Below are 21,455 nucleotides of genomic sequence, written 5' to 3' on the forward strand. Positions count from 1 at the left end.
ACTGTAGGTTTTTGAGCATATTTCGTTGGAAAACCTACAGTCAGGGGGTGCGGACGAAAAGTTGGACGCTTGGGCGTCCGGATTGGAGTCCGTGATGTATCCGCAGGAGTTGAGGTCGCGTGCCCTTGATCTGCATTTCGTGGATGGGTTGAGCGTGCGTGCGATAGCCGCGATGGAGGGCATGCCCGTGCGGGCCACGGTCTATGCGTGGATTCGCGCCGATGCCCGGTATCGTCCGCCGGTCCCCGGCGGGTACGGGGCGACGTATACGCTTGAGACCAGGTTGAAGGCCGTTCGCATGCTCATGGAGACCGGCGACGTGAAGGCGGTCGCCGCGGCGGTGGGATGCACGCCGTCGAGCGTGTGTGCGTGGGCCTGCGGGTATCGCGTGGAAGGCGGTGCGACGATGGCGGTGGGACGGCATGGCGGCGTGGCCGGCGCGGAGGATGTGGAGGCGCTGCGCCGCCGGGTGGAGGACCTCAGGCTGGAGAACGCGGTGATGAGGGAGACGATCAGGGTTTTAAAAGCCGACGGCCCGCTCCTCGACCCGTCCACGCTGACGAACGGGGAGAGGACGCGGGTCGTCGACGCGATCAGGGGTGAGTTCGGTCTGGCCCGCGCTCTGGAGGCCGTGGGTCTGAAGCGCAGCACGTACTACCACGGGCGTGGCGCCGTCGCCGCTGGCGACGGGTGCGCCGCTCTCCGGGGGCGGATCCGCCGCCTGTTCGAGGACGGCGGCCGCGTGTGGGGCTATCGGCGCATCCACCGGATGCTGCGCCTGGACGGGGAGGACCCGCTCGTCGTCTCGGAGAAGGTCGTGCGCCGGATCATGCGCGAGGAGGACCTCAGGCCCGTGTATCTGAAGCGTCCGAAACGTTGGAGCTCCTATGCCGGCGAGGTGGGCGAGGCGCCCGCGAACCTCGTGGAACGCGACTTCCACGCCGATGCGCCGAACCGGCTGTGGGTCACGGACGTCACCCGGTTCACCATGGACGGGTACAAGTGCTGGCTTTCCCCGGTGGTCGACTGCTTCGACGGGATGGTGGTCTCCTGGACGCTGTCGCGTTCGCCGGACGCCGGCATGGCGAACCGGATGCTTCTGGACGCCGTCGCCACGCTCGGGGACGGCGAGCGTCCGGTCGTGCACTCGGACCGTGGCTGCCACTACCGGTGGCCCGGATGGATCGCGATATGCGAGGAGAACGGGCTGACCAGGTCGATGAGCGCGAAGGGCTGCAGTCCGGACAACGCGGCCGCGGAGGGGTTCTTCGGCAGGCTCAAGAACGAGTTCTACCACGGGCGTGATTGGAAGGGCGTGGACTACGACGAGTTCCGCCGTCGCCTCACCGCCTATCTCACCCACTACAATGAGACCAGAATCAAGAAGTCATTGGGCTGGATGAGCCCGGTGCAATACCGTAGACACCTTGGACTGGCCGCCTAGCCGTCCAAAAAAAACATCCGCACCCCCCTCAAAGGGGATTTTCCTACAGTGACTGTTCAATTTCCTACAGTCAATCCATGTAATCCACGTAAGCAACGCAATCCACACGATCCATGTATTTGATGTGAATCCAAGGGATATACGCGAAAAGGGCCCGCATCAGCGAGCCCTTTCAGCAGTAATCAACCCTGACCCAAGTCAGGAATCAGATCAGTTGTGGAAACCGGAGTAGTTCGGAGCTTCCGCGGTCATCACGATGTCGTGCGGGTGGGATTCGCGCAGACCGGCGTCGGTGATGCGGATGAACTTGCCGCGTTCCGGCATTTCGGCGATGTTGTGGGCGCCGATGTAGAACATGGACTGGTGCAGGCCGCCGAGCATCTGGTAGAGCACGGCGTTGAGCGGGCCGCGGTACGGCACTTCGCCTTCCACGCCTTCCGGCACGACCTTGTCGCTGGAGGTCACGTCGGCCTGGAAGTAGCGGTCCTTGGAGTAGGACTTCTTGCCGCGCGGAGCCATGGCGCCGAGGGAGCCCATGCCACGGTACAGCTTGTACTGCTTGCCGTGGAGGAGCACCTTCTCGCCCGGAGCCTCCTCGCAGCCGGCGAGCGCGCCGCCGAGCATCACGGAGGATGCGCCGGCCACCAGAGCCTTGGCGATATCGCCGGAGTAGTGGATGCCACCATCGGCGATGCACGGCACACCGGCGGCACGGCAGGCCTGAGCGGCCTCGTACACGGCGGTGAGCTGTGGCACGCCAACGCCGGCGACCACGCGGGTGGTGCAGATGGAGCCGGGTCCGATGCCGACCTTGACGGCGTCGGCGCCGGCGTCGATCATGGCCTGGGCGCCGGAACGAGTGCCGACGTTGCCGCCGATGATCTGGACATTGTCGAATGCGGAGTCATGCTTCAGACGGGAGATCATGTCCAGAGCCAGGCGAGCCTCGCCGTTGGCGGTGTCGACCACGAGCACGTCCACGCCGGCCTCCATCAGAGCGGAGGCGCGCTGCCATGCGTCACCGAGGAAGCCGACGCCGGCGGCCACGCGCAGACGACCCTGCTCATCCTTGGTGGCGTCCGGGTACTGCTCGGTCTTGACGAAGTCCTTCACGGTGATCAGGCCGGTCAGGTGGCCTTCGGAGTCGACCAGCGGCAGCTTCTCCACCTTGTGCTGGGCGAGCAGACGGTGGGCGTCGTCCTTGGAGATGTCGGACGGGCCGGTGACCAGGTTCTCCTTGGTCATGACGTCCTTGACCTTGAGGGTGTCGTAATCCTCGGAGGCGATGAAGCGCATATCACGGTTGGTGATGATGCCGACGAGCTTGTTGTCCTTGTCGACCACCGGCAGACCGGAGATGTGGAACTTGCCGCACAGCTTGTCGAGATCGGCAAGGGTGACTTCCGGGTTCACGGTCAGCGGGTCGGTGATCATACCGGATTCGGAACGCTTGACCACATCGACCTGAGCGGCCTGGTCGTCGATGGAGAGGTTGCGATGCAGCACGCCGATACCGCCGTTACGGGCCATGGCGATGGCCATCTCGGACTCGGTTACGGTATCCATGGCTGCGGAGAGCACCGGAGCCTTCATCGTGATCTTGCGGGTCAGGTGGGTGCTGGTATCCACCTCGGAAGGAATCACATCCGTCTCGTTCGGCAGCAGAAGCACATCATCATAGGCAAGGCCGAGCTTGGCGAAAATCGGGGGAAGTGGGGCATACGCCGACTGGGCGTTCAATTCATCAAGGTTTGTAGCCATGTAAACACTATATGAACATGCGCTGACCTCGCGCGACACACTACCGTTAGCGGTCACAATAAAGGGTCATAACCAGCGGTTATGACCCTCACCGATCAGCTTTCACGCGTCACGCCGTGGTTGCGAAGCCGGGCTTTCGGCCTCGCGCCCTGCATTCTGGGCGGATTCCGAAGCAAGTTCCTGTCCAGGCTCGCGAGCCGCGCCATCACGAGCGGCACCATCACGAGCCGCGTCCGAACCAGCACCTTCACGGCCAGTCTCCTCACGAGCCGCATGAGCGACCGGCATGGACGCATGCTGCGCGCCCTCGCGTACCGCCTCCATCGCCCGGTTTTCGGCCTGCATCTCAGGAATGCGATGCTTGAGGTAGGGGTACATCGTCGCCACGGTCAGCAGCACCACGGCGATGGCCATGCCGATGAGCACATACTGGGCCTTGAAGAACAGGATCATCAGCGAACCGAATGCGATCAGCGCCGCCCATCCCCACAGGATGAGCACGGCGCCGCGCACCGAATGGCCGATGCGCAGCATGCGGTGATGCAAGTGCATGCGATCCGGATGCATCGGGGACTGCCCTTTGGCAAGACGCCGCACGATGGCCAGGCACATGTCGAGCACAGGCAGGAACAGCACCAGAATCGGCAACAGGATAGGCATGAACACCGGCAGATAGATGCTGGCGTGGATGGATGCGGGATCCAGTCGCCCGGTCATCACAATCGAGGCGCAGGTGATGAGGTAGCCGAGCAACATCGAACCGGAATCGCCCATGAAGAGTTTGGCGGGATGCCAGTTGTGCAGAATGAAGCCCACACAGATGCCGACCATCATCACATCGATCAGCGTGGCCAGCGAAGCGTAGCTGGGCGAATACCGGGCGATGATGTAGGAGTAGATGGCGAATGCGATGCCGCCGATGGCCACGATGCCCGAGGCCAGGCCATCCAGACCGTCCACGAAGTTCACGGCGTTGATGGACGCCACGATGAGGAATGCGGTGATCGCCATGGACAGGCTCGGCGAAGCGGTGACCAGAGAGCCGCCGAACGGCAACGATATGATCTGCAGACCGCCCCATGCCACGAACACGGATATGAGCAGCTGGCCGGCGAGCTTCAGCATCCAATCGAGATCCCACAGGTCGTCCGCCATGCCGAGCAGGCTGATCATGATGCCTCCGGCGAGAATCACCCACATCTGGTAGTTGCCGGTGAACAGCCCTGAAAGGAACATGGTCTTGCTGGCGAAGATCGTGGCCACGGTGAAGCCGATCAGCATGGCGAGGCCGCCCATGCGCGGGGTCGGAATGGTATGCACGTCACGTGCACGTACCTCTCCCACGGCGCCGATTTCAATGGCGACATGTCGGATCAGCGGCGTCACCAGCCAAGTGACGCCACCGGCAATGGCAGCAATCAGCAGATAGATTCTCACGCGCCCAGTCCTCCGCCGTTCAGGTGAAGGGCCTTGCGGATCAGGCTTTGCGCAATGACTCCTTCACGCAGGATTTCGATGCCGTCCCGGCCATATGGGTCGGCTTTCACCACAGTGCTGGAAACGTGCCCCGGCGTGGAGCCGCCGTCCAGATACAGGTCGATCTCATCACCGAACGCTGCAATGGCCTCGTCCACGCTTTGCGCGCTTTCCTCACCGGAACGGTTCGCGCTGGATGCGGCGAGCGGACCGGTGGCGTTCAGAATCTCAAGGCACAGCTGGGAGTTGGGGATGCGAATGCCCTGAGTGCCCGGGCGGCCATCGGCGGTGTCGGCCAATGTCGCCAGCGTGCAGTCGGGGCGGCCCACCGCAATCGGCGAGAACGCGCCGGGCAGGAACGCGGCGGACAGCCGGTTCAGGGGCGAAGGCAGGTCGAGGCCGAGCTCGTCAAGCTGGTCGATGGACGACAGCAACACCTGCAACGCCTTGTATCGTGGGCGATGCTTGAGTTCGTAGATGCGCGAGATGACTTCCCGGTTGCGCGGATCGCAGGCCACACCGTATACGGTGTCCGTGGGGATGACGATCACTCCGCCTTCGCGCACAACGCGCGCCGCCTGCGCCAGTGATTCATCCGTGATCTTCAACGCCTGTGCAGACCCCATAGCTGTTCGCCATCTCCGTTCACTTGTCATAACCAACAATCCACTATTGCATCATCGCACCACGACGTGCGTCAAGTGGCGAGACCACGAACCTCATCCTTACATCTGCATCCATCCCATATGCCCGTGTTCTTTCCTCCTCACATTTCCTGATACCAGTCCCGTGTCTATGGCGAGCGACGATTATGGTTGACGCATAGGCTTTGTGATGGCCATTGTCGAACTGGTGTTGAAGGAGTGTCCCATGAGCATCGCAACCGCAACCGAACTGCCTCCCGTCGAGCCGCGTCTGCCGCGTGCCAGCGAGCGTGAGGAGATGCTGGCCGGCAAACTGTATAATCCGGCCGACCCTGAGCTGGTCGCCCTGCGCGACAAGGCCGCCGATCTGTGCACCCGGTTCAACGCCACCTCCCGCGCCGATCATGCCACTCGAGCCGCAATCCTCGACGAGCTGCTTCCCGGCCACGGCAAGGGGCTAGATGTGCTTGGCCCGATTTTCTTCGACTACGGCTGCAACACCACCATCGGAGAGCGCGTGTTCGCCAATTTCAATTTCACCGTGCTTGACTGCAATCCGGTGACCATCGGCGATGATGTGCTGTTCGGCCCGAATGTCTCTCTGCTGCCGCCGATGCATCCGCTGCGCTGGCAGGATCGCAATGTGCGACAGGCTCCTGACGGTTCGATGTACGACTATGAATACGGCAAGCCGATTGTGATTGGCTCCAACTGCTGGTTCGGCGGCAATGTGACGGTAATCGGCGGCGTGACGATTGGCGAAGGCTGCGTGATCGGCGCCGGATCGGTGGTGACGCGCGATATTCCGCCGCACACGGTGGCAGTGGGTAATCCCGCCCGCCCAATCAAGGAAATCACTGATAAGGACGCGTCTGTTCTGCAGTATTACGCACAGTGAATGATGTAATCATCGGAAATCGTGGGATGCAACTGCAATTTCGGCGCAAATGCAATTGCATCCCACTTCTATAGCGCAATGCTTATTGCCATTTATGCAAAAATGGCGGATTTCCAACGATTCCTCTAGTGAGCCCGTGAGATGTGACTGCGGATTTGCGGGATGCAATTGCGATTCAGGCGATAATGCAATTGCGTCCCACAAATCATAAGGAATCAACTACTTTTCCGCGAACAGGTACCGATCGCGTCCGGTCCAATCCTTACCAGTGGAAGCATTGACAAACCCAGTAGCTCGTGCGTAAGCCACAAGCCGGTCGCCTTGGCTGATGTCGTGCTCCATAACCAGCGCTCCATCCGCCTTCAGCAGTCGATACGCACGTTCGATGATTCGTTCCGGAATCAAAGTGCCATCCGCGGAACCACCATACAGCGCCAATTCCGGATCCCAGTCACGAACTTCCGGCTGCTCGGGAACATCAGCTTGCGGAATATACGGCGGATTGGTGATGACCATATCCACAGTGCCGTCCAGCTGGGCCAAAGTCGCCAGTGATGTAGCATCACCAATTTCCAGCTGATAGTTCGACGCGATGGATGGATACCGCTTGGCTGTGCGCGCAAGGTTATGCTGCGTCCATTCGGCGGTGTGCGGGGAAAGTTCCACGGCCCATACTTGGCTGCCTGGTACTTCGCTGACCACGGCAAGCCCAATCGCGCCGGATCCAGCACATAAATCAACCACTCGCGGATGCATGAGCCCATGTTGGGTTATCCAATCAAGCCCTGCTTGCACCACGGTTTCGGTCTCTGGCCGCGGGATGAACACGCCGGGACCCACTTCAAGATCGAGATAACGGAACGGTGCGTGGCCCACAATATATTGCAACGGCTCACGCTTGGCTCGGCGCTCGAGCATCGCCCGGAACCGCGCATCATCGAAGCTGATGGTCTCCCCCATCAACAGAGCCTTATCGATATCGCGCAATTCCATGCCAGCGGCTTCAGCCAACAGCAGCTTCGCATCATGGTCCGGCGTCTCGATGCCGGCCTCGCGCAGCTGCACACCTGCGTCCCGAATCACGCTATCTACGGTTGCCATTGTCTCCCTATCCGACCGCAATCCAATTGTTTCAACATAAAGGAGGGGCTGGCTGGGACATGTGATGTGAGACCGTAGGCTTGGCCGAACGGCCTTGAGTGTGTCGAACATCATATGTCCCAGCCAGCTCCGGCCAAGCCACGTTATTGAATCAATGAAACCTACTGCTGATTTGCGAGACGATCAGCTTCGTCGGCCTGAATATCCGAGTCGATAACGGCCTGCAAATCACCATCCAGCACAGCATCCAAGTTGTATGCCTTGTAGTTGGTGCGGTGATCGACGATACGGTTTTCCGGGAAATTGTAGGTGCGGATGCGCTCCGAACGGTCCAGCGAGCGCACCTGGGAATGACGCATATCCGCAGCTTCGGCGGCCTCCTGCTCATGCTTCATGGCCAGCAGGCGGCTCTTCAGTACTCGCAATGCGGCGGCACGGTTTTGAATCTGGGACTTCTCATCCTGCATGCTCACCACGATGCCGGTCGGAATATGCGTCATACGCACAGCGGAATAAGTGGTGTTCACCGACTGGCCGCCAGGACCGGAACTCATGAAGATATCAATCTTCAGATCCTTCGGATCGATTTCAATCTCGTCATCGTCTTCGTCGGCTTCCGGGAACACAATCACGCCAGCGGCGGAGGTCTGGATGCGGCCCTGCGATTCGGTGACAGGCACTCGCTGCACGCGGTGCACACCGCCTTCATACTTCATTGAGGCCCATACACCGTCTTCCGGAGCCGGAGTGCCCTTGGCGCGAATGGCAATCTGCACGTCCTTGACACCACCAAGCTCAGTGGTGTTTTCAGACTGAATGTTCACGGTCCAACCGCGCTTTTCCGCGTAACGCGTGTACATGCGCAGCAGGTCTCCGGCGAACAGTGCCGCTTCCTCACCACCGGTACCAGCCTTGATTTCCATGATGGTGTCGCGGGCGTCATCGGGATCGCGTGGAATCAATGCGGTCCTAAGCTTTTCCTCGGCGGCCGGCAGTTCGCCTTCCAACCGCTTGGCTTCCTCGGCAAAGTCCGCATCTTCACTTGCCATCTCCTGAGCGGCTTCCAAATCATCCTTGATTTGCAGCCATGCCTTATAAGCGCTCACGATGGAGCCAAGTTCGGCATGACGACGGCCCAGCTTACGCAGTTTGTCGGGATTGGACACAATCTCAGGACTTGCCATCTGTTCTTCGATGGTCTGGTACTCCTCAAGCGCGGTCGCAGCCGCTGGGAATTGTTCGTCTGCCATTACGTTTCTTTCCAAAGTCAACAATTACTGTCTTGCATGCGCGTTTCACATGCGCATAGATACAAAAACGCCAGTCCTTAGGAGAGCATGCCGAAGCATGCCGACCGAGCGGACTGGCGTGAAGTATGCTACTTGCTCTTCTTGCCGTAGCGCTTCTCGAAGCGAGCAACACGACCACCGGTGTCGAGAATCTTCTGCTTGCCGGTGTAGAACGGGTGGCACTGAGAGCACACGTCAACGAACATGTGGTCTTCCTTGCCAGCGGTGCGGGTCACGAAAGTGTTGCCGCATGAGCAAGTCACCTCAACCAGGTGATAATCAGGATGAATACCCTGCTGCATTTTACGTCTCCTATGGATTCGGGGGACCCGGGTCGCAATGCCCCTATGGCATAGCGTGAACCGGAACCTGAAAGATGTTACTCTCGTACATGGACGTATACGAGTGAGAATGAGTGGGGCCGCAGGGGCTTGGACCCTGGACCGGGCGGCCTCGGTCCAGGGTCCAAGCCCCTGCGCGGCCGCGCATTTTTTCGACTGTTCACCTTAGCAGCCTGAGTGGTCCTACATTCAGATGACCACAAGGGAGGTGGTCAATATGAGAATGCAACCACAACCGTGGCCAGACTCGTGGAAGGAAACCGCAGAGCAATGGCTGGTCTATCTGACGGCGTGCGGACGCGCCGCCACAACCATTGAAACAAGAAAAAGAAAACTTGCCGGCTTCGCACGCTGGGTTGAGAAACCACCGGAAAAGGTCACTCGCACCGACTGTGAAGCATGGATGGGCCGCGAGCATCTGGCAGCGGAGACGCGCAAGGGCATTCGGGCAACGTTGACCGGATATTTCGAATGGATGCACGATCACGGCTTCATCGATGAAGACCCTGCTGCAAAATTGCCGCATATCGCCGGTTCGCGCCCTCATCCGCACCCGTGCCCCGATGCCGGTATACGGATGGCGATGGAGGGAATGAGTGAACGCGACGCGCTCATGGTGAGACTTGGAGCCGAGTTGGCTCTCAGGCGTAGCGAGATAGCCCAGATACGCGGCACCGACGTAATGACGGACGTGTTGGGGGAACGCTGCCTGATAGTGAACGGCAAGGGAAACAAGCAGCGGCTCATACCGTTGACTTCCGAGCTTGCCGACCTTATAACCAAGGCCGGTGACGGCTGGCTGTTCCCTTCCCGGAACGACGGCGGCAAGAGCCATATCCGACCGGAGCGCGTGGGAAAGATAATCAGCCGTCGCCTGCCAGAGGGTTATTCCACCCATAGTCTGCGCCACCGCGCGGCCACGCGCGCCTATGTGCAGACACGCGATCTACTCGCCGTGTGCGCCCTGTTGGGTCATACGAGCGTGGCGACTACGCAAAGGTATGTGGCCATGCCTCCCGAACATCTGAGAGGCATGGTAGCCGCGTTGGCGGTGTGATTCACCATTTAATCGCGTGCTGGGCGCGGGACTTGGCACTGATGGGGTTGTCCTTCCACCATGCCCAGAGCGCCGCGCCAATATTCCACATCAACGCCACCAGCTGGTTGATGGTGTCGTCCGCGATGGGGATGGTGTCAACGCCGAACATGACCAATGCCGCGTTGACAAGACCCAGCAGCAGCACGGCGAAGCGTGCGATGGTTGCTGCGCTCACGCCCGGAGTGCGCTGGTCCCCGCCTTCCACCTGTTCCTCGTATTCCTTCATTGTTCAGCCTTTCTTTTCGGTGGCGGTCATGCTGATTTCCAGCGAAGAGAGTTTTGACTTCACCGCGTCCTGCACGATCTTGGCGATTTCGCCGGGGTCGGCCCCCATTGACTTGCTGAGTGCGTCGATTGCCGCCGATTGCGCCGCTTCGGTCGTCTTGATGGATGCCAGCGTGTTGTCGGTGATTTCCGCCGCCCTGGTCATCCACGGCCCCTTGCTGCTGGTCTCCATTTCCGGCACGCCCGCCTTCTTGAGGACCGTCAACTGGTCAGGTACTCCGATGTATTTGATTCCGGTGAGGATGTTCCAGTAGTAGACCTTTCCTGTGTCGAGGTCGTTGAAAAGCATTTCTGCCATGTCGTTTCCTTTCCTTGGGGTTGTACCGCCGTTCAATAGTTGGTTTGCCCTGGTGATGACGCGGGCCACGTCCAAACCGTTGATGGTTCTGTCGGGGCAACCGGCATGAGTGGTGCCCGGCACTTCCCTGTGAAGCACGATGTTTCCGCGTCGTCCGCCCGTCTCGTCGTGCCATAGTTTCGTCCAGCCGTAGCGGCGTGCGATGTCCGCGCAAAGTCGCGCGGATGCCTCGTATTCGGCGGCGGTCGGGGCGATGCCGGCGATGCCACCAGCGTGCTCGATGCTGATGCCCGAACAATCGCTTGCCATGTTCGCGTCGCACCATGCGCCGTTAGCTTCGTCCACCCATTGGTAGATCGTGCCGTCCGTTCCTACGCCGTAGGTGCTGGATGCCCTGTAGCTGGGTCGTTGGAAACATGCGTTGGTTCCTTCGAGGCTGCCGACCATGATGTGCAGGGTGATATGGGTGACCTTGTAGCCGTTGCGCCCGTTGTAATGGTTCGGGCTTCCTTTCCATAAGGCCTTTGAATAGCCGACCATGTTGCTCCTTTCAGTCGTCGTGGTTGAAGAGGCCTTCGGGTGGTTCCGGTGGTGGCGGTGGCGCGCGCCTGTAAATGGCGTCCACCAGCTGGCGGTTCCATTGCCATAAGAGCGCGTTGTCGGCCTGCATCTGCTGGGCCAGCCGGTAGGCTTCCATGCGGTCGCGTGCGGCGGTGACGAGCTGCTGGGCGAATGCTCCAAGCACGATGCCGATGACACCGACTATTGCCACCAAAACGTTTTCGCTCATGTGTTCTCTTTTCTTAAGGTCGTGGTTCGCAGGGTTACGGGTTCCAAGAGGTCAAAGGCGGTGTAGTCGCACGTGTTTTGCAGCCGAACCAGACCGTGAGGCATAGCCTGACATGGCCCAGGAAATTCAAAAGCAAGCCGCAAATCGTGGGATGGTATGCAAATGACAATCTGTATTCCTGCTCGATAACCGACTGGACTACGGACGGCTGTGTTTTGAATATTAAGAACGTGGGGGAAGTCGCCAATCAGATTGACGGTTTCGTGTATGCCATCGCGTGGGGTGAATTCGCCTAACTGAAGGTGACGCCGGCCGGTATCGGTAGGGTGCACGGCGTGTGAATGCAACGGTCTCCATTCGTCAAGGAACCGATCACGGTGATATTCCCGTCCGTGCCCCATGTGGCCTGCTTGCCGAAATTCCCGGACTGTATCGCCCATAAACACCCCAACGGCACGGGCGCTGATGGTTTCACGCCCGACGAATACAGGAACACCGGGTAATTGCCTACTGTAACGGTGCTTCTGAAGCCGGTGAGGTTCACATGAATCAACCCCAGTGTCGGGTTCACGAGTATTTCATTTGCGCCGCCATATAAGTCGGGGGCGAACGATCCGGTGTTCTGCATTTTGAATTTCGCGGACCTGTAATCCTGCGTTAGCTGGTTTTTGAGGGTGTCGAGCATTGCGCTGGTGGCGTAGGGGAGCCATGCCGAACCGTTCCAATAATATGGTCCGTTGTTTGATTCGGTGGGGTCTGCGGTCACGTAGCCGGTTTGGCCTGTGGTGCCTTTGAGTCCGGCCAGTGTCTCCAGGGTGGTGGCGATGACGGGTTTCACGCCTTCGGGGGTGTTGCGGTTGTCCACCTCGTTCAATGCGGTTTCCACGCCGTTGGCCATTTTGGCGAATTGTTCCGGCGCGGCGGATACAAGGTCATTGCCTTCGAGATAGGGGATGCCGTAAATGGGTGTCGTCTTCATTACTGTTGTTGTCCTTCCCAGTTTGGTTGGTCGAGTGGTTTCGGCTGTTCGAAGTCGTGTATCAAGCCGAGTTCGGCCAAGCTCATGACGGTTTCAGCCCATGTGGCGGGCCATGCCTTCAGGTCGGCCCATGTGGATGAATCCGTTTGGACGAGTGGTAGCGGCCATAGGGTGACTTCGTTTCTGAGGACTGGCGTGGAGTCCTGCCAGTCGAACGTGAGCGTGCCGCCGATGGCGGTGTATGCGCCGCCTGTGGCCGGCCTGTTCGATTCGTCGGTGAGCTGGCCGCTTCGCATGCCCTGGAATATGAGTGGGCCCGGTGGTGAGGTCAGGTAAAGTTCCGGGTGCTCTGCGGGGTCTATGCGCCGCCCGTCGAACACGATGGTGTCGGGTGTAAGTCGCCGGTCCTTGGTTTCAATCCAGATGGCCGTCTGCTGCCGGTCGGTATCCGATGGTTTCCAGGTGGCGCCGCCCGCTCGGGTGAACACGCCACCGCTGTCGTCCTGCAACGTCATATCACTTTCGAGGGTGATGCTGGACTGGGTGGCGGTCAGGTTGGCGGGCAGTCGGTTCTGATCCGTTAGCGTGGCTTCCGCTTCCTCGAAACCTAGCACGCCTTTATCGTCGGCCGTGGCCTTCTTTCCCTTAATCACGAGTTGGGTCACGGGTTCCGGGATGGTCAGGCCTTGTTCGTCATCGGTTTCCACGAGCTTGGCGCTGATGGCGGGGGTTTCGTTGACGGTCATCACGCCTTCAACGGTCACGCCGATGGTGACGGGACTGTTCAACGGCGTGTATTCCACGCGGCTTGCATCCTTGTGCGGCACCTCGTACCACAATGGTAGTTCCGGATGATGCGCGTAGAGCCGGTGCAATAGGTCCAATTGGGTCGGGTATTCGTCCACGCCGTAGGATGCGGGGGTGCCGGTGGTTTCGAGTCCGGTGGCGTCTGCTGATGGCGCGCCGGCTTCGATGGCACGCCTGTTCAGCTCGTTGAGCCTGTCCGCTGTGGTGGTGTTGACCCAATGCTGTTCGTTCCATCGCGTGTCCGTCGAGGTCGGCCCCTGGCTGGCCAATCGTTTCCACAGCAGCAGGCGGCCGGATGCGCTCAGTTTGAGTTTCCAGCCGTCACGGTAGGCGGTGGCGGTGCCGCCGTTGCCGATGATTCCGTCGAACAGGGTTATGGCCGTGTTGTCAGGTGTTCCGGGTATGGAAGGCGAATAAGCGGAGTGCAGACGGCTTAGTGGGTTCTTCTGCGCGCCCCATGCGCCCATATCCGTGGTGAGCATGTTCCACGTGGGTTGTTCGGTGATCTGCACGAGCAGTCGCGCGCCGGCCAGTGTGATGGCGTGGCCTGTCAGCCAGCCTTTCCGGTCGCGTATGGTGAACGTCATCACGGAGGGGTCCGGCTGGCTGTCGATGTTCTGCACGCCCCATTCGATGCTGAATGTGCTGAACGCGGCTATATCCTGTTGCGGGTCGTTGAGGCCTGTCCAACCTTCGCCCCAGTCGATGAACATGTAGGGTTTCTGCATGTTATGAACGCTTCCTGTCCCAGTCGCGCAATACCTGGCGTATGCGCTTCGCCGCGTCTTCTCCGTCCAATACCCCGTTGACTGTGATGTTCACCGTCATGGGCTGGATGGAGGGCGTGCCATCGAAGCCGGCTTGCACGCCGAAGCTCATGCCGGCCAGTCCGCCGTTGATTCTGGCGATGCTGCGGCGCACGTCACGGTCGAAACCGGTGGTGAGGCCTTTGGCGAAGCCTTGCATGATAAGGCGGCCGTTGTTTGTCAATAGAATCTTGTCGTAGCTGGGCGGTCCCTTATGTTCCTTGATCCAGTCGGCTATTCCGCCAACGAATCCGGTGACGTTGTCCCATGCGGCCTTCAGACCATTGAGGAAACCGTCAATAATGCTCTTGCCCGCATTGTAGAGCGTGTTTCCCACGTTGCCTATCGCGTTCAGGATGCGCCCCGGCAATCCACGGAACCAATCGACCACGTTGTTCCATGTGTTCGTAACGGACTGCGCCGCGTTGCTGAAGAACGCTCCTATTCTTCCAGGCAGTGCCTGGAAGAAGCCGATGATGTTGTTTACGCAGGTTCCTAGCCAGTTGGTGAAATTCGACCATATCTGACGGCCGGTCTCGGTCTGGGTGAAGAACCACACCAATGCGGCCACCAATGCGGCTATGGCGGTGATGACGAGCATGATGGGGTTGGCGTTCATCACGAGGTTGAACGCTGCCTGCACGCCGGTGGCGAGCTTGGTGGCGGCCTGCCATACGCCTATCGCCGTCTGCCATGCCTGATAGGCGGCCACCGCGCCGCCGATGCCGACGACGAGAGAGCCGAGCCATTGCGCGTTTTCCTGCATCCATGTTCCCGCCGCGTCCAACGTATCGGCGATGGCGTCGAGGATATCGCCGAACGTCCGTGATGCGTCGGCTCCCGCGTCCAGATTGCCGGTCAGTCCGAAGGTATCGGCCGCGAACTGGACTATGGGGCCCAGCACAGCGCCCACGCCTTGAGTGAGGCTGTCGAATCCGGCCTTTACCGAATCGGCGCGCGATTTCACCGCGTCGAACACTCCTATTGCCGTGTCGCGTATGGTGAGGATCGCGGAGACCAGGCCACTGTCCTCGCTGACGTTGAACGCCTGCGCGAACTCGCTGGTAAAGGTCCCATCCTTGACAAGCGAGATGATGCCCTTGAGCGCGCTCGTGGCCTTGGAAGAGAACGCCGTGATTTTCTCGGCCGCGCCTCCTATCGCGGAGGTGACCATTGGTTTCACGAGGTTGAAGGCGTCCGTGAGCCCACCGGTCACGGCGGCTTCGAGATTGCCCAACGCGCCTTCCATCGTCTGCGTCGATGTGGCGGCCTGTTTGGCCACGTCGGTCATGCCGAGTTCCATTATCGCGGCGTTGAATTCGTCGGCGGTTATCTCGCCTTCTTCCATTGCGTCGCGGAAATTGCCGGTGTAGGCTCCGGCCTTCAGCATGGCTTCCTGCAACCTGCCGGCCGCACCGGGGATGGCGTCGGTGAGCTGGTTCCAGTTCTCCGTCGTCAGTTTCCCGGCTCCGGCGGTCTGGGTCATGACCATTGCCACCGATTTGAACGTTTCGGCGTTGCCGCCCGCCACGGCGTTGAGGTTGCCGGCCGCTTCGGTCAAGCCGGTGTAGTCGCCGATGCCGTTGGCCGCCAACTGGGCGGTGGTGTTCTGGATGGTGGACAGGTCGTAAACGGTTTCGTCCGCGTATTTACGGGCGGCTGCGGTGGCCTTGTCCACGGCGGCCGTGTCGATGCCGGCGAAGCTCATGGTGTTCTTGAACTTGTCGGTGCTGTCGCTCATCTCCATGACGGCCCCGGTGAATCCCTTGAGCTTGTCCCAGAGCATGCTTACGCCCTTGGCGGCGATGTTGCCCATGAACGAGCCGAAAGCGGACGCTTTGGCGGTGGCCTTCTCGAACGCCTTCACCGCGTCGTCGCTGTTGCCGGTGATTCTAACCGACATTATGGCGCTTTTACCCATGTTCCACCTCCTCCATTCGGGTCATCTCCTCGTTTAGCAGTCGTATGCCGGTGCCCCAGTCCAGGGGGCTTGCCTCGTTCCGCCACTGCCACGGCGTGCCGCCGAAACGGTTGGCGAGCAGGAACGAGAGCATGCCCAGACTGTCCTCGGGCCACTCGGCTAGTCGGTAGGGTTTTCCTCGTCCACCTCGCCCGGTTGCTTGAAGTCGATATCGGCCACGGTGTCGAGCCACTGGTCAAACGGGAGCGTGGTGGTGCCCTTCAAGCGTGAGGCCGCATACGCGGTGTAGTAACTGATGCGTTGCGGGGAGTCCTGCACGCTTCCCCAACCGTTGACCTGCGCGTGTTCCTCGGCCTTGCAACGGGCCCGTGGCGTCATGTCAAGGCGTTCGGTGCGCCCATCCGTATAGGTGATGATGAAATAAGGCATGATTGCCGTCATGTTCAGGCTCCTTTGATCTGGCTCATGGTCTTGTCTATGAATTCCTTGTAGAGGGGTTGCCAGCGGCTCTCGCTCTGGGCCACGCCGTCGTTCACGAACTGGCGGCCTTTGATATGCCTGGCCGGCCAACCGTAATTAATCACGCCCGCGTAGGGAACGGCTTTGCGGCCGGCGCGGATGATGCCGGCCTTCTGGGTCGCGCCCACGCGAACGCTTTTGGCGAGCCTGCCGGTCTTGCCGCGCGTGGTGAGCGCCTGCACGGCCGGCAAAGCCACGTTCGCCGCCTTCCGGTTGACTTCCTTGAGTTCCTTCAGGTCGGCGCCGGCCTTGCGCATGGTCTGCACGAAACGCTTCTGGCCCACGACCATCAGCGCCTTACCATTGCTCATGCGCCGGTGGCGGGGGTGTAGGCGGCATGCTTCACGTTGGTGATGGCGAAGCTGATATCATTCGTGTTCTTCGATTTCACGTCACCGCCGATGGCCACGGGTGAGATGGTCGCGTCGAACGTCCATTTGACGCCGCCGTTCTTGTTCGGGATGAACTCGGCCGGCAACGTCTCGCCCGCATGGTCGAACAGCCAGGTCGCGAGACCGCCTTCGGTGAAGTCGTCGCCCACGGTGCCCTCGAACGTCCATGAGGTCGTCACGTTCGTTTCCTGCGAGCCGTCGAGATAGTTCACCGGGTCGTCACTGGAGTTCGAGGGGTTCAGCTGGGCCTTGGTCAGGTCGGCGGATAAATCCATTGGGTTTTTCTCGTCCGTGATCTTGAACGAGCCCGGCCCCAGAATACGGGTCTTGGTTGCCATGATGGTTCCTTTCCTTAGATTGGGTTCAAAGTGATTTCGTAGGCGGCCAGTTCGCCCGCGTTGGCGAGGTTGAAGCCTGCCGGAACGGCTGACCGTAGGGGGATGTTCGCCTGGTGCATGAGGTCCAGCACGTTGAGGATCACGTCAAGCCCCTTGGCCTGAGTGGTCGGCGTGCCGGCCGTGACCATGAGGCGGAACGTGAGCTGTGGCGGCATGGGGTGCCAGCCGTTCCACTGGTAGTCCGGTGGTTCGATCCAGACGCTGGCCTTGCCTGGAGTGGGTTTCACCGATGCGGGGTCTGTGGTCACTTGGGTGACGAGCCCGCCCAAACCGGTGAGCTTGTCCGAAAGCTCGGCGGTGGCCTGTTCGTAGTCGTTCATGCCACGCCCATTCCGGCTGGTATGCCCAACGCCCTGAGTTTCGGCCAGGCGGCGCGCAACGGGTCGGTGCTGATTCTGAACGGTTCCACACCGTCCACGGTCAGACCGACGATGCCGTTGCGCGCGTCCTTGGCCTGCCACAGGTCGAGGCCCACGGTCAATACCACGTCGTCCATCACCGGGGTGGGTATCTCATGGCCGGTGACGTGCGGTTTCAGGTAGGCGCGAGCCGTTTCGAGCATGCTCGAAAGCTCAGGCCTGTCGTCAACGTCCAGCGTGCCGGCCAGTTTGGCGAGCCGGTCGGTCAACGGGTCTTCCTCCGAATCGCTCATAATGCTGCTTCCTTCCTAGATTTTGTAGAGTTGCGGGGTGACTGAGCCCGCGTAGGTTTCAGTCGGGTTCAGCGTCAACTGGCAGCGCACCGATGTGGGTTCGGTGAGCGTGAACGATGCCGGCGCGTTATAGATGGTGTCTGGATTGGATGGCGGGTATTGGAGCCTCGGCGTAGGATAGACTCCCGTTCCTTGCATGGAGAGCACATAGTCACCAGCCGCCAGAACGATATCCTTGTAGATGCCGCCCCACTGCGAGGGGGTGCCATTCAGCATGTAGGCTTCGCCGTCTCTCTCGCATTTCACCCCGTAAGCCGAGGTTGATTTTAAAGTGGGCCATAGGTTCATGGCACTAATCCCCCCCCCCGATGCGTTTGTGTCATCCGGTGGTGTCCACTCGGTCGGAGTGGAGCCTTGTTCCAACTGCAATCTCACATCAATCGGCCCGAACGAATCGTTTGAATCATTCAGGTATCGACAGAACCCGCATTTGATGCCCTTGTCGATCTGCTCCTGGCTCAGGCTGAAGGTGACAGCAGTCTTGCCTGCCGCCATATACGCGATGCGGTCTTCTCCAGGGGTCAGGGTTCCGCTCCAGACTCCGGCGTAGATGTTCGCAGGTAATTTTTCCTGCACTGATAGGGAGTACTGGCCTGGCTGTGAAACGGCCGGGGTCGGCCAAGCGAGGCCCGCCCCTGGTGTCAGGCCTTCATCCCCGGTCAGCGACAGTGATTTGTCGGCATTCACCTTGGCGGTGAACCCGTTCGCGGTCGCCGGACCGTATGCCGTGAGATTGCGGGAGGGGGTCACGCTTTTGGGGAGAACTTCACCGGTAGGATGCCCTGCTTGAACGTGGTGCCGAACGCGGCGTAACCGTAGACGCTGAACTGGCGGGTCAGGTTGATGATGTTGTCTGCCTGAAGCTGGAACGGCGCGCCACCCGACTCCCACATGGTGACGGCGGTCTTGTCCATGAACACCACGGTGCCTTCCGGCGCGCCGTCGAGCATGTTCACGTCGCGGCGTAGAAGTCGGCCGGTGATGCCTGCCGGGTCCAGAGAGCCGAGCGTGGTGGCCCCCTGGCCGGAAACGTCAAGGAAACGGTCTCCCTCGTCGGTCAGGTGCGCGATCTGCTTGAACACGTCGGGGCTTACGCCGATGTAGTCAAGGCTGGCGTTCACGTCATCGAATTTCGCGGCCGCGTCGATAATCAGGTCAAGCCAGTCGTTCGGTTTCATGTCGGCGGCCGTCTTGGCGACGGTGAGCTTGTCCGCGTCGGCAACGCCGGCGATGGCACCGTACAATGCGGTGCGTGCGGCGGCTTCGGTGGCCTTCGCGTAGGCGTTGGTGAGCGCGCGCATGTAATAGTTGACACCGCTGGCCGGCATGCGGTCGATGCGCTGGCGGGTCAGGTCGCCGTAACCGCCATAGGTGTCGATGGTGGCGGACTCGTCGCCGAACGTGATCTTGCCGAACGGGAGCGGGTCGCCTTCCTTGGCCTGCTTGCCCACGGTCGTGGTGTCGGTCTTGAGCACCAGATAGCTCATGGTCATTCCCTCGGCCGGCAACGTCTCATGGGTGAGCAGGCCGGCGATGCGGCGCTTCTGTTCCAACAGTCGGATACGGTCATTGATCCACGTGGGCTGAGGGTCCACGTCCGCGACGGTGGAGCCGGTGTAATCACGTTCCAACAGTGCGGTGTATGCCTGGCGTGCGGCGTCGGCCTTGCCCTGGTCATCCGAAACGAGGGCCTTCACTAGTTCGCCCTGATTGCGGTAGGCGGACAGCGGAGAGCTGGAGTTCGCCGGCTCCAGTCGGCTGGTCAGGGTGGTTTCGATGCTGCGCAGGCTGTCCGCCTGTTCGTCCTGGCGGGACTGCAAAGAGTCCAGCAGCTTCTTCAGTTCCTCATCCATTGGTTTTCCTTCCTGTTTGTTGCGATGGTTGGTGATTTTCGCGTTTTCATACGCCGGCCAGCTGACCAGCGACGTTTCCAAGAGGCGGACGCGGCGGCGGTGCGTCACTCCGTCTTCGTCCTTGCTGTTCTCCAATGGCACGAAGCCGACTGACAGCGAGTCCAAAGCGCCTTCGTCCAACAAGGCCACCGCGTCGCGTCCCTGCTGGGTGTCGGCGATGCGAGCGGTGATGTGCAGGCCGTCTTCCCGGTTCTCGCCGTTGGTGATGCTGCCGATAAGCGTGTCGTGCTGGTAGTAGAGCTTGGCATTGTCAAGCCCTTCAAACACGGTGTCGGGGTCGAACGTCTCACGTTCGCCCCACACGTCGATGATGTCGCCGAACGGTACGGCGATGCCTTCCACGGTGCGGCCGTCGCCTTCCTTGGAGCGGGTGAGCCGTCTTCCCTTCAAACCGATTTCATGCTTCATCGTTCTGGGTTCCTTCCTGACTGGTGCCGGCTTCGGCCAGCGGCGGCATGCCTTCGTGGGCTCGCGCCTCGTTGACGGTCATCACGCCGGCTTCGATGGCGGTCTTATAGGTTTCCATACGGGTCTTGGTGTCCGAACGCCGGAATGCGTCCCAACCGAATTCGACCACATGGCCGCGTGGTATCACAGTGGATAAAGCGTCACGCATGGGTTGCACGTAGGCGTCCAGGGTGAAGTCGGCGAACTGGCTCCATTCCTGTTCCACATTCGAGTAGGTGAGGCTGCTTCCCGATTCGGCCAGCATCAGCTTCGGCGGGATGCCGAACAGGCGGGACAAGAGCGTGGTATCGAACTTCTGCGTCTCCAAGTACTGCATATCGGCGGGTGAAAGCAGCAGTGGCGTGTATTTCATGCCAGCGCCTATCACCTTCACGCCCTTCATGTTCTTCTCGAACTGGCGTTTGGTGTTTTCCGAGATCTCGTTGTTAATTATCTTGTCCGAGCTGAGAATGCCGGAGGGTTGCGCGGGTTCCTCGAACCACAGGGCCTTCGCGTCGCGCGCGTCCATAGCGCCGTTGATTTCCGCGCGGCCGGCCTCGATGGGACCGATGCCGTGCATGCGCCCCGGAAGGCTCACGAACGGAAGGTGCAGAATATCCGCGTCCTGGTAGGTGCGGCCCAGGTATCCGTAGCGTTTGATGGGGTTGGCCGGGTCATTCGAGATGTTATCGATGGTCACGAGCGATGCGGGGAGCACGCGCAAGCCCTTCACGCTGCCGTCAAGGCCACGCAATTTCAGCCAGAATGCCTCGCCTCGCACGATCAGGTCGCCCACGGTGAGCTTCACGAACTCGGTGCGGTAGCGGTTCGGATCAGGGCGTGCGATAACGTCGGCCTGCGGGGTTACCTCCACGCCGTTGCGCAACTGGCGGATAGGCAAACCTGCTATCGAGGTTTCAAGAATCTGAACCGCACGGAACACGGTGCTGAAGTGCATCACGTCACGATCCGCCGCCACGCGGGACGGTGGAGTGGCCAATGGGCCGTCATCGCTTGTGGCGGCACGGTAGGCTGGTGCCAGCGTGTCGATGATGCGCTCGAAAAGATTCATGCGCCCATGAATACCCGTAAAAAAAATATCTCGCCACGGTGATGGGGTATCTAGGGGTATCTA

Annotated in this window: 24 protein-coding genes; 4 read left to right on the forward strand and 20 right to left on the reverse strand. The window is 60.4% G+C overall.

What is annotated here, in order from left to right:
* Positions 1-94: 94 nt before the first annotated feature.
* Entirely contained in the window at positions 95-1,444 is a 1,350-nt protein-coding gene (locus Tam1G_RS08195) for an IS3 family transposase (RefSeq protein ID WP_033891952.1), read from the forward strand.
* A 210-nt stretch (positions 1,445-1,654) separates the two neighbouring features.
* On the opposite strand, the gene guaB is transcribed toward Tam1G_RS08195, so the two are convergent.
* From guaB to Tam1G_RS08210, 3 genes are all read right to left on the reverse strand, one after another.
* Positions 1,655-3,205, reverse strand: coding sequence for an IMP dehydrogenase (guaB, locus tag Tam1G_RS08200; RefSeq protein ID WP_101626127.1), 1,551 nt, complete (start codon positions 3,203-3,205; stop codon positions 1,655-1,657).
* 102 nt (positions 3,206-3,307) lie between these two features.
* A complete protein-coding gene (locus tag Tam1G_RS08205; protein ID WP_101626128.1) occupies positions 3,308-4,642 on the reverse strand; it encodes a glycosyltransferase family 4 protein in 1,335 nt (444 codons plus the stop codon).
* Positions 4,639-5,307: an L-threonylcarbamoyladenylate synthase gene (locus Tam1G_RS08210; protein ID WP_101626129.1), complete on the reverse strand. Its 669-nt coding sequence runs from the start codon at positions 5,305-5,307 to the stop codon at positions 4,639-4,641. The genes Tam1G_RS08205 and Tam1G_RS08210 overlap by 4 nt, the downstream gene beginning before the upstream one ends.
* Before the next feature lie 244 nt (positions 5,308-5,551).
* On the opposite strand from Tam1G_RS08210, the gene Tam1G_RS08215 reads away from it, so the two are divergent.
* On the forward strand, positions 5,552-6,223 hold the full coding sequence (locus Tam1G_RS08215) for a sugar O-acetyltransferase (protein WP_101626130.1): 672 nt from the start codon (positions 5,552-5,554) through the stop codon (positions 6,221-6,223).
* Positions 6,224-6,442: 219 nt separating this feature from the next.
* On the opposite strand, the gene prmC is transcribed toward Tam1G_RS08215, so the two are convergent.
* The 3 genes from prmC to rpmE all read right to left on the reverse strand — a co-directional run bounded on the left by prmC (position 6,443) and on the right by rpmE (position 8,915).
* Complete coding sequence (prmC, locus tag Tam1G_RS08220; RefSeq protein ID WP_101626131.1) at positions 6,443-7,324, reverse strand: peptide chain release factor N(5)-glutamine methyltransferase; 882 nt, start codon at positions 7,322-7,324, stop codon at positions 6,443-6,445.
* A 161-nt stretch (positions 7,325-7,485) separates the two neighbouring features.
* Positions 7,486-8,574, reverse strand: coding sequence for a peptide chain release factor 1 (gene prfA / locus Tam1G_RS08225; protein ID WP_101626132.1), 1,089 nt, complete (start codon positions 8,572-8,574; stop codon positions 7,486-7,488).
* Positions 8,575-8,702: 128 nt separating this feature from the next.
* Positions 8,703-8,915: a 50S ribosomal protein L31 gene (gene rpmE, locus Tam1G_RS08230; RefSeq protein WP_101626133.1), complete on the reverse strand. Its 213-nt coding sequence runs from the start codon at positions 8,913-8,915 to the stop codon at positions 8,703-8,705.
* 256 nt (positions 8,916-9,171) lie between these two features.
* Between rpmE and Tam1G_RS08235 the strand changes: the two genes are divergently transcribed.
* Positions 9,172-10,011, forward strand: a complete 840-nt coding sequence (locus Tam1G_RS08235) for a tyrosine-type recombinase/integrase (protein ID WP_242689593.1) — start codon at positions 9,172-9,174, stop codon at positions 10,009-10,011.
* A 1-nt stretch (position 10,012) separates the two neighbouring features.
* Here the strand turns inward: Tam1G_RS08235 and Tam1G_RS08240 are convergent, their stop codons facing one another.
* Genes Tam1G_RS08240 through Tam1G_RS08250 form a run of 3 tightly spaced genes read right to left on the reverse strand, consistent with a single transcriptional unit; the run spans position 10,013 to position 11,426 of the window.
* Positions 10,013-10,279, reverse strand: coding sequence for a phage holin (locus Tam1G_RS08240; protein ID WP_101626135.1), 267 nt, complete (start codon positions 10,277-10,279; stop codon positions 10,013-10,015).
* A 3-nt stretch (positions 10,280-10,282) separates the two neighbouring features.
* Positions 10,283-11,176: an N-acetylmuramoyl-L-alanine amidase gene (locus tag Tam1G_RS08245; RefSeq protein WP_101626136.1), complete on the reverse strand. Its 894-nt coding sequence runs from the start codon at positions 11,174-11,176 to the stop codon at positions 10,283-10,285.
* 10 nt (positions 11,177-11,186) lie between these two features.
* Positions 11,187-11,426, reverse strand: a complete 240-nt coding sequence (locus Tam1G_RS08250) for a hypothetical protein (protein WP_101626137.1) — start codon at positions 11,424-11,426, stop codon at positions 11,187-11,189.
* A 146-nt stretch (positions 11,427-11,572) separates the two neighbouring features.
* On the opposite strand from Tam1G_RS08250, the gene Tam1G_RS11675 reads away from it, so the two are divergent.
* Positions 11,573-11,722, forward strand: coding sequence for a hypothetical protein (locus tag Tam1G_RS11675; protein ID WP_165781959.1), 150 nt, complete (start codon positions 11,573-11,575; stop codon positions 11,720-11,722).
* On the opposite strand, the gene Tam1G_RS11950 is transcribed toward Tam1G_RS11675, so the two are convergent.
* From Tam1G_RS11950 to Tam1G_RS08310, 11 genes are all read right to left on the reverse strand, one after another.
* Positions 11,719-12,405, reverse strand: coding sequence for a hypothetical protein (locus Tam1G_RS11950; RefSeq protein WP_242689592.1), 687 nt, complete (start codon positions 12,403-12,405; stop codon positions 11,719-11,721). The genes Tam1G_RS11675 and Tam1G_RS11950 overlap by 4 nt on opposite strands.
* The gene (locus Tam1G_RS08265) at positions 12,405-13,940 is read right to left on the reverse strand and encodes a hypothetical protein (protein ID WP_101626139.1); all 1,536 of its coding nucleotides are present in this window, start codon (positions 13,938-13,940) and stop codon (positions 12,405-12,407) included. Before Tam1G_RS08265 ends, Tam1G_RS11950 begins: the two co-directional genes overlap by 1 nt.
* 1 nt (position 13,941) lies before the next feature.
* Positions 13,942-15,939, reverse strand: coding sequence for a tape measure protein (locus tag Tam1G_RS08270; protein WP_101626140.1), 1,998 nt, complete (start codon positions 15,937-15,939; stop codon positions 13,942-13,944).
* Positions 15,940-16,098: 159 nt separating this feature from the next.
* A complete protein-coding gene (locus tag Tam1G_RS08275; protein WP_242689591.1) occupies positions 16,099-16,380 on the reverse strand; it encodes a hypothetical protein in 282 nt (93 codons plus the stop codon).
* A 2-nt stretch (positions 16,381-16,382) separates the two neighbouring features.
* Positions 16,383-16,769, reverse strand: a complete 387-nt coding sequence (locus tag Tam1G_RS08280; protein WP_101626141.1) for an HK97 gp10 family phage protein — start codon at positions 16,767-16,769, stop codon at positions 16,383-16,385.
* Complete coding sequence (locus Tam1G_RS08285; RefSeq protein ID WP_101626142.1) at positions 16,766-17,188, reverse strand: hypothetical protein; 423 nt, start codon at positions 17,186-17,188, stop codon at positions 16,766-16,768. The genes Tam1G_RS08280 and Tam1G_RS08285 overlap by 4 nt, the downstream gene beginning before the upstream one ends.
* A gap of 14 nt (positions 17,189-17,202) precedes the next feature.
* On the reverse strand, positions 17,203-17,568 hold the full coding sequence (locus Tam1G_RS08290) for a hypothetical protein (protein WP_101626143.1): 366 nt from the start codon (positions 17,566-17,568) through the stop codon (positions 17,203-17,205).
* Positions 17,565-17,900, reverse strand: a complete 336-nt coding sequence (locus tag Tam1G_RS08295) for a hypothetical protein (RefSeq protein WP_101626144.1) — start codon at positions 17,898-17,900, stop codon at positions 17,565-17,567. Before Tam1G_RS08295 ends, Tam1G_RS08290 begins: the two co-directional genes overlap by 4 nt.
* Before the next feature lie 15 nt (positions 17,901-17,915).
* Positions 17,916-18,710, reverse strand: coding sequence for a hypothetical protein (locus tag Tam1G_RS08300; RefSeq protein ID WP_101626145.1), 795 nt, complete (start codon positions 18,708-18,710; stop codon positions 17,916-17,918).
* Positions 18,707-20,281: an HK97 family phage prohead protease gene (locus Tam1G_RS08305; protein WP_101626146.1), complete on the reverse strand. Its 1,575-nt coding sequence runs from the start codon at positions 20,279-20,281 to the stop codon at positions 18,707-18,709. The genes Tam1G_RS08300 and Tam1G_RS08305 overlap by 4 nt, the downstream gene beginning before the upstream one ends.
* Positions 20,271-21,392, reverse strand: coding sequence for a phage portal protein (locus tag Tam1G_RS08310; RefSeq protein WP_101626147.1), 1,122 nt, complete (start codon positions 21,390-21,392; stop codon positions 20,271-20,273). Before Tam1G_RS08310 ends, Tam1G_RS08305 begins: the two co-directional genes overlap by 11 nt.
* Positions 21,393-21,455 lie beyond the last annotated feature (63 nt).

The sequence above is a fragment of the Bifidobacterium imperatoris genome (genome assembly GCF_002860405.1).
Lineage (GTDB): Bacteria > Actinomycetota > Actinomycetes > Actinomycetales > Bifidobacteriaceae > Bifidobacterium > Bifidobacterium imperatoris.

Excerpts from the sequence above, each read along its gene's own strand:
- Tam1G_RS08195 (WP_033891952.1), top strand. The coding sequence starts at position 95 with ATGTATCCGCAGGAGTTGAGGTCGCGTGCCCTTGATCTGCATTTCGTG.
- guaB (WP_101626127.1), bottom strand. The coding sequence starts at position 3,205 with ATGGCTACAAACCTTGATGAATTGAACGCCCAGTCGGCGTATGCCCCA.
- Tam1G_RS08210 (WP_101626129.1), bottom strand. The coding sequence starts at position 5,307 with ATGGGGTCTGCACAGGCGTTGAAGATCACGGATGAATCACTGGCGCAG.
- Tam1G_RS08215 (WP_101626130.1), top strand. The coding sequence starts at position 5,552 with ATGAGCATCGCAACCGCAACCGAACTGCCTCCCGTCGAGCCGCGTCTG.
- prmC (WP_101626131.1), bottom strand. The coding sequence starts at position 7,324 with ATGGCAACCGTAGATAGCGTGATTCGGGACGCAGGTGTGCAGCTGCGC.
- prfA (WP_101626132.1), bottom strand. The coding sequence starts at position 8,574 with ATGGCAGACGAACAATTCCCAGCGGCTGCGACCGCGCTTGAGGAGTAC.
- rpmE (WP_101626133.1), bottom strand. The coding sequence starts at position 8,915 with ATGCAGCAGGGTATTCATCCTGATTATCACCTGGTTGAGGTGACTTGC.
- Tam1G_RS08235 (WP_242689593.1), top strand. The coding sequence starts at position 9,172 with ATGAGAATGCAACCACAACCGTGGCCAGACTCGTGGAAGGAAACCGCA.
- Tam1G_RS08240 (WP_101626135.1), bottom strand. The coding sequence starts at position 10,279 with ATGAAGGAATACGAGGAACAGGTGGAAGGCGGGGACCAGCGCACTCCG.
- Tam1G_RS08245 (WP_101626136.1), bottom strand. The coding sequence starts at position 11,176 with ATGGTCGGCTATTCAAAGGCCTTATGGAAAGGAAGCCCGAACCATTAC.
- Tam1G_RS08250 (WP_101626137.1), bottom strand. The coding sequence starts at position 11,426 with ATGAGCGAAAACGTTTTGGTGGCAATAGTCGGTGTCATCGGCATCGTG.
- Tam1G_RS11950 (WP_242689592.1), bottom strand. The coding sequence starts at position 12,405 with ATGAAGACGACACCCATTTACGGCATCCCCTATCTCGAAGGCAATGAC.
- Tam1G_RS08265 (WP_101626139.1), bottom strand. The coding sequence starts at position 13,940 with ATGCAGAAACCCTACATGTTCATCGACTGGGGCGAAGGTTGGACAGGC.
- Tam1G_RS08270 (WP_101626140.1), bottom strand. The coding sequence starts at position 15,939 with ATGGGTAAAAGCGCCATAATGTCGGTTAGAATCACCGGCAACAGCGAC.
- Tam1G_RS08275 (WP_242689591.1), bottom strand. The coding sequence starts at position 16,380 with ATGACGGCAATCATGCCTTATTTCATCATCACCTATACGGATGGGCGC.
- Tam1G_RS08280 (WP_101626141.1), bottom strand. The coding sequence starts at position 16,769 with ATGAGCAATGGTAAGGCGCTGATGGTCGTGGGCCAGAAGCGTTTCGTG.
- Tam1G_RS08285 (WP_101626142.1), bottom strand. The coding sequence starts at position 17,188 with ATGGCAACCAAGACCCGTATTCTGGGGCCGGGCTCGTTCAAGATCACG.
- Tam1G_RS08290 (WP_101626143.1), bottom strand. The coding sequence starts at position 17,568 with ATGAACGACTACGAACAGGCCACCGCCGAGCTTTCGGACAAGCTCACC.
- Tam1G_RS08295 (WP_101626144.1), bottom strand. The coding sequence starts at position 17,900 with ATGAGCGATTCGGAGGAAGACCCGTTGACCGACCGGCTCGCCAAACTG.
- Tam1G_RS08305 (WP_101626146.1), bottom strand. The coding sequence starts at position 20,281 with ATGAAGCATGAAATCGGTTTGAAGGGAAGACGGCTCACCCGCTCCAAG.
- Tam1G_RS08310 (WP_101626147.1), bottom strand. The coding sequence starts at position 21,392 with ATGAATCTTTTCGAGCGCATCATCGACACGCTGGCACCAGCCTACCGT.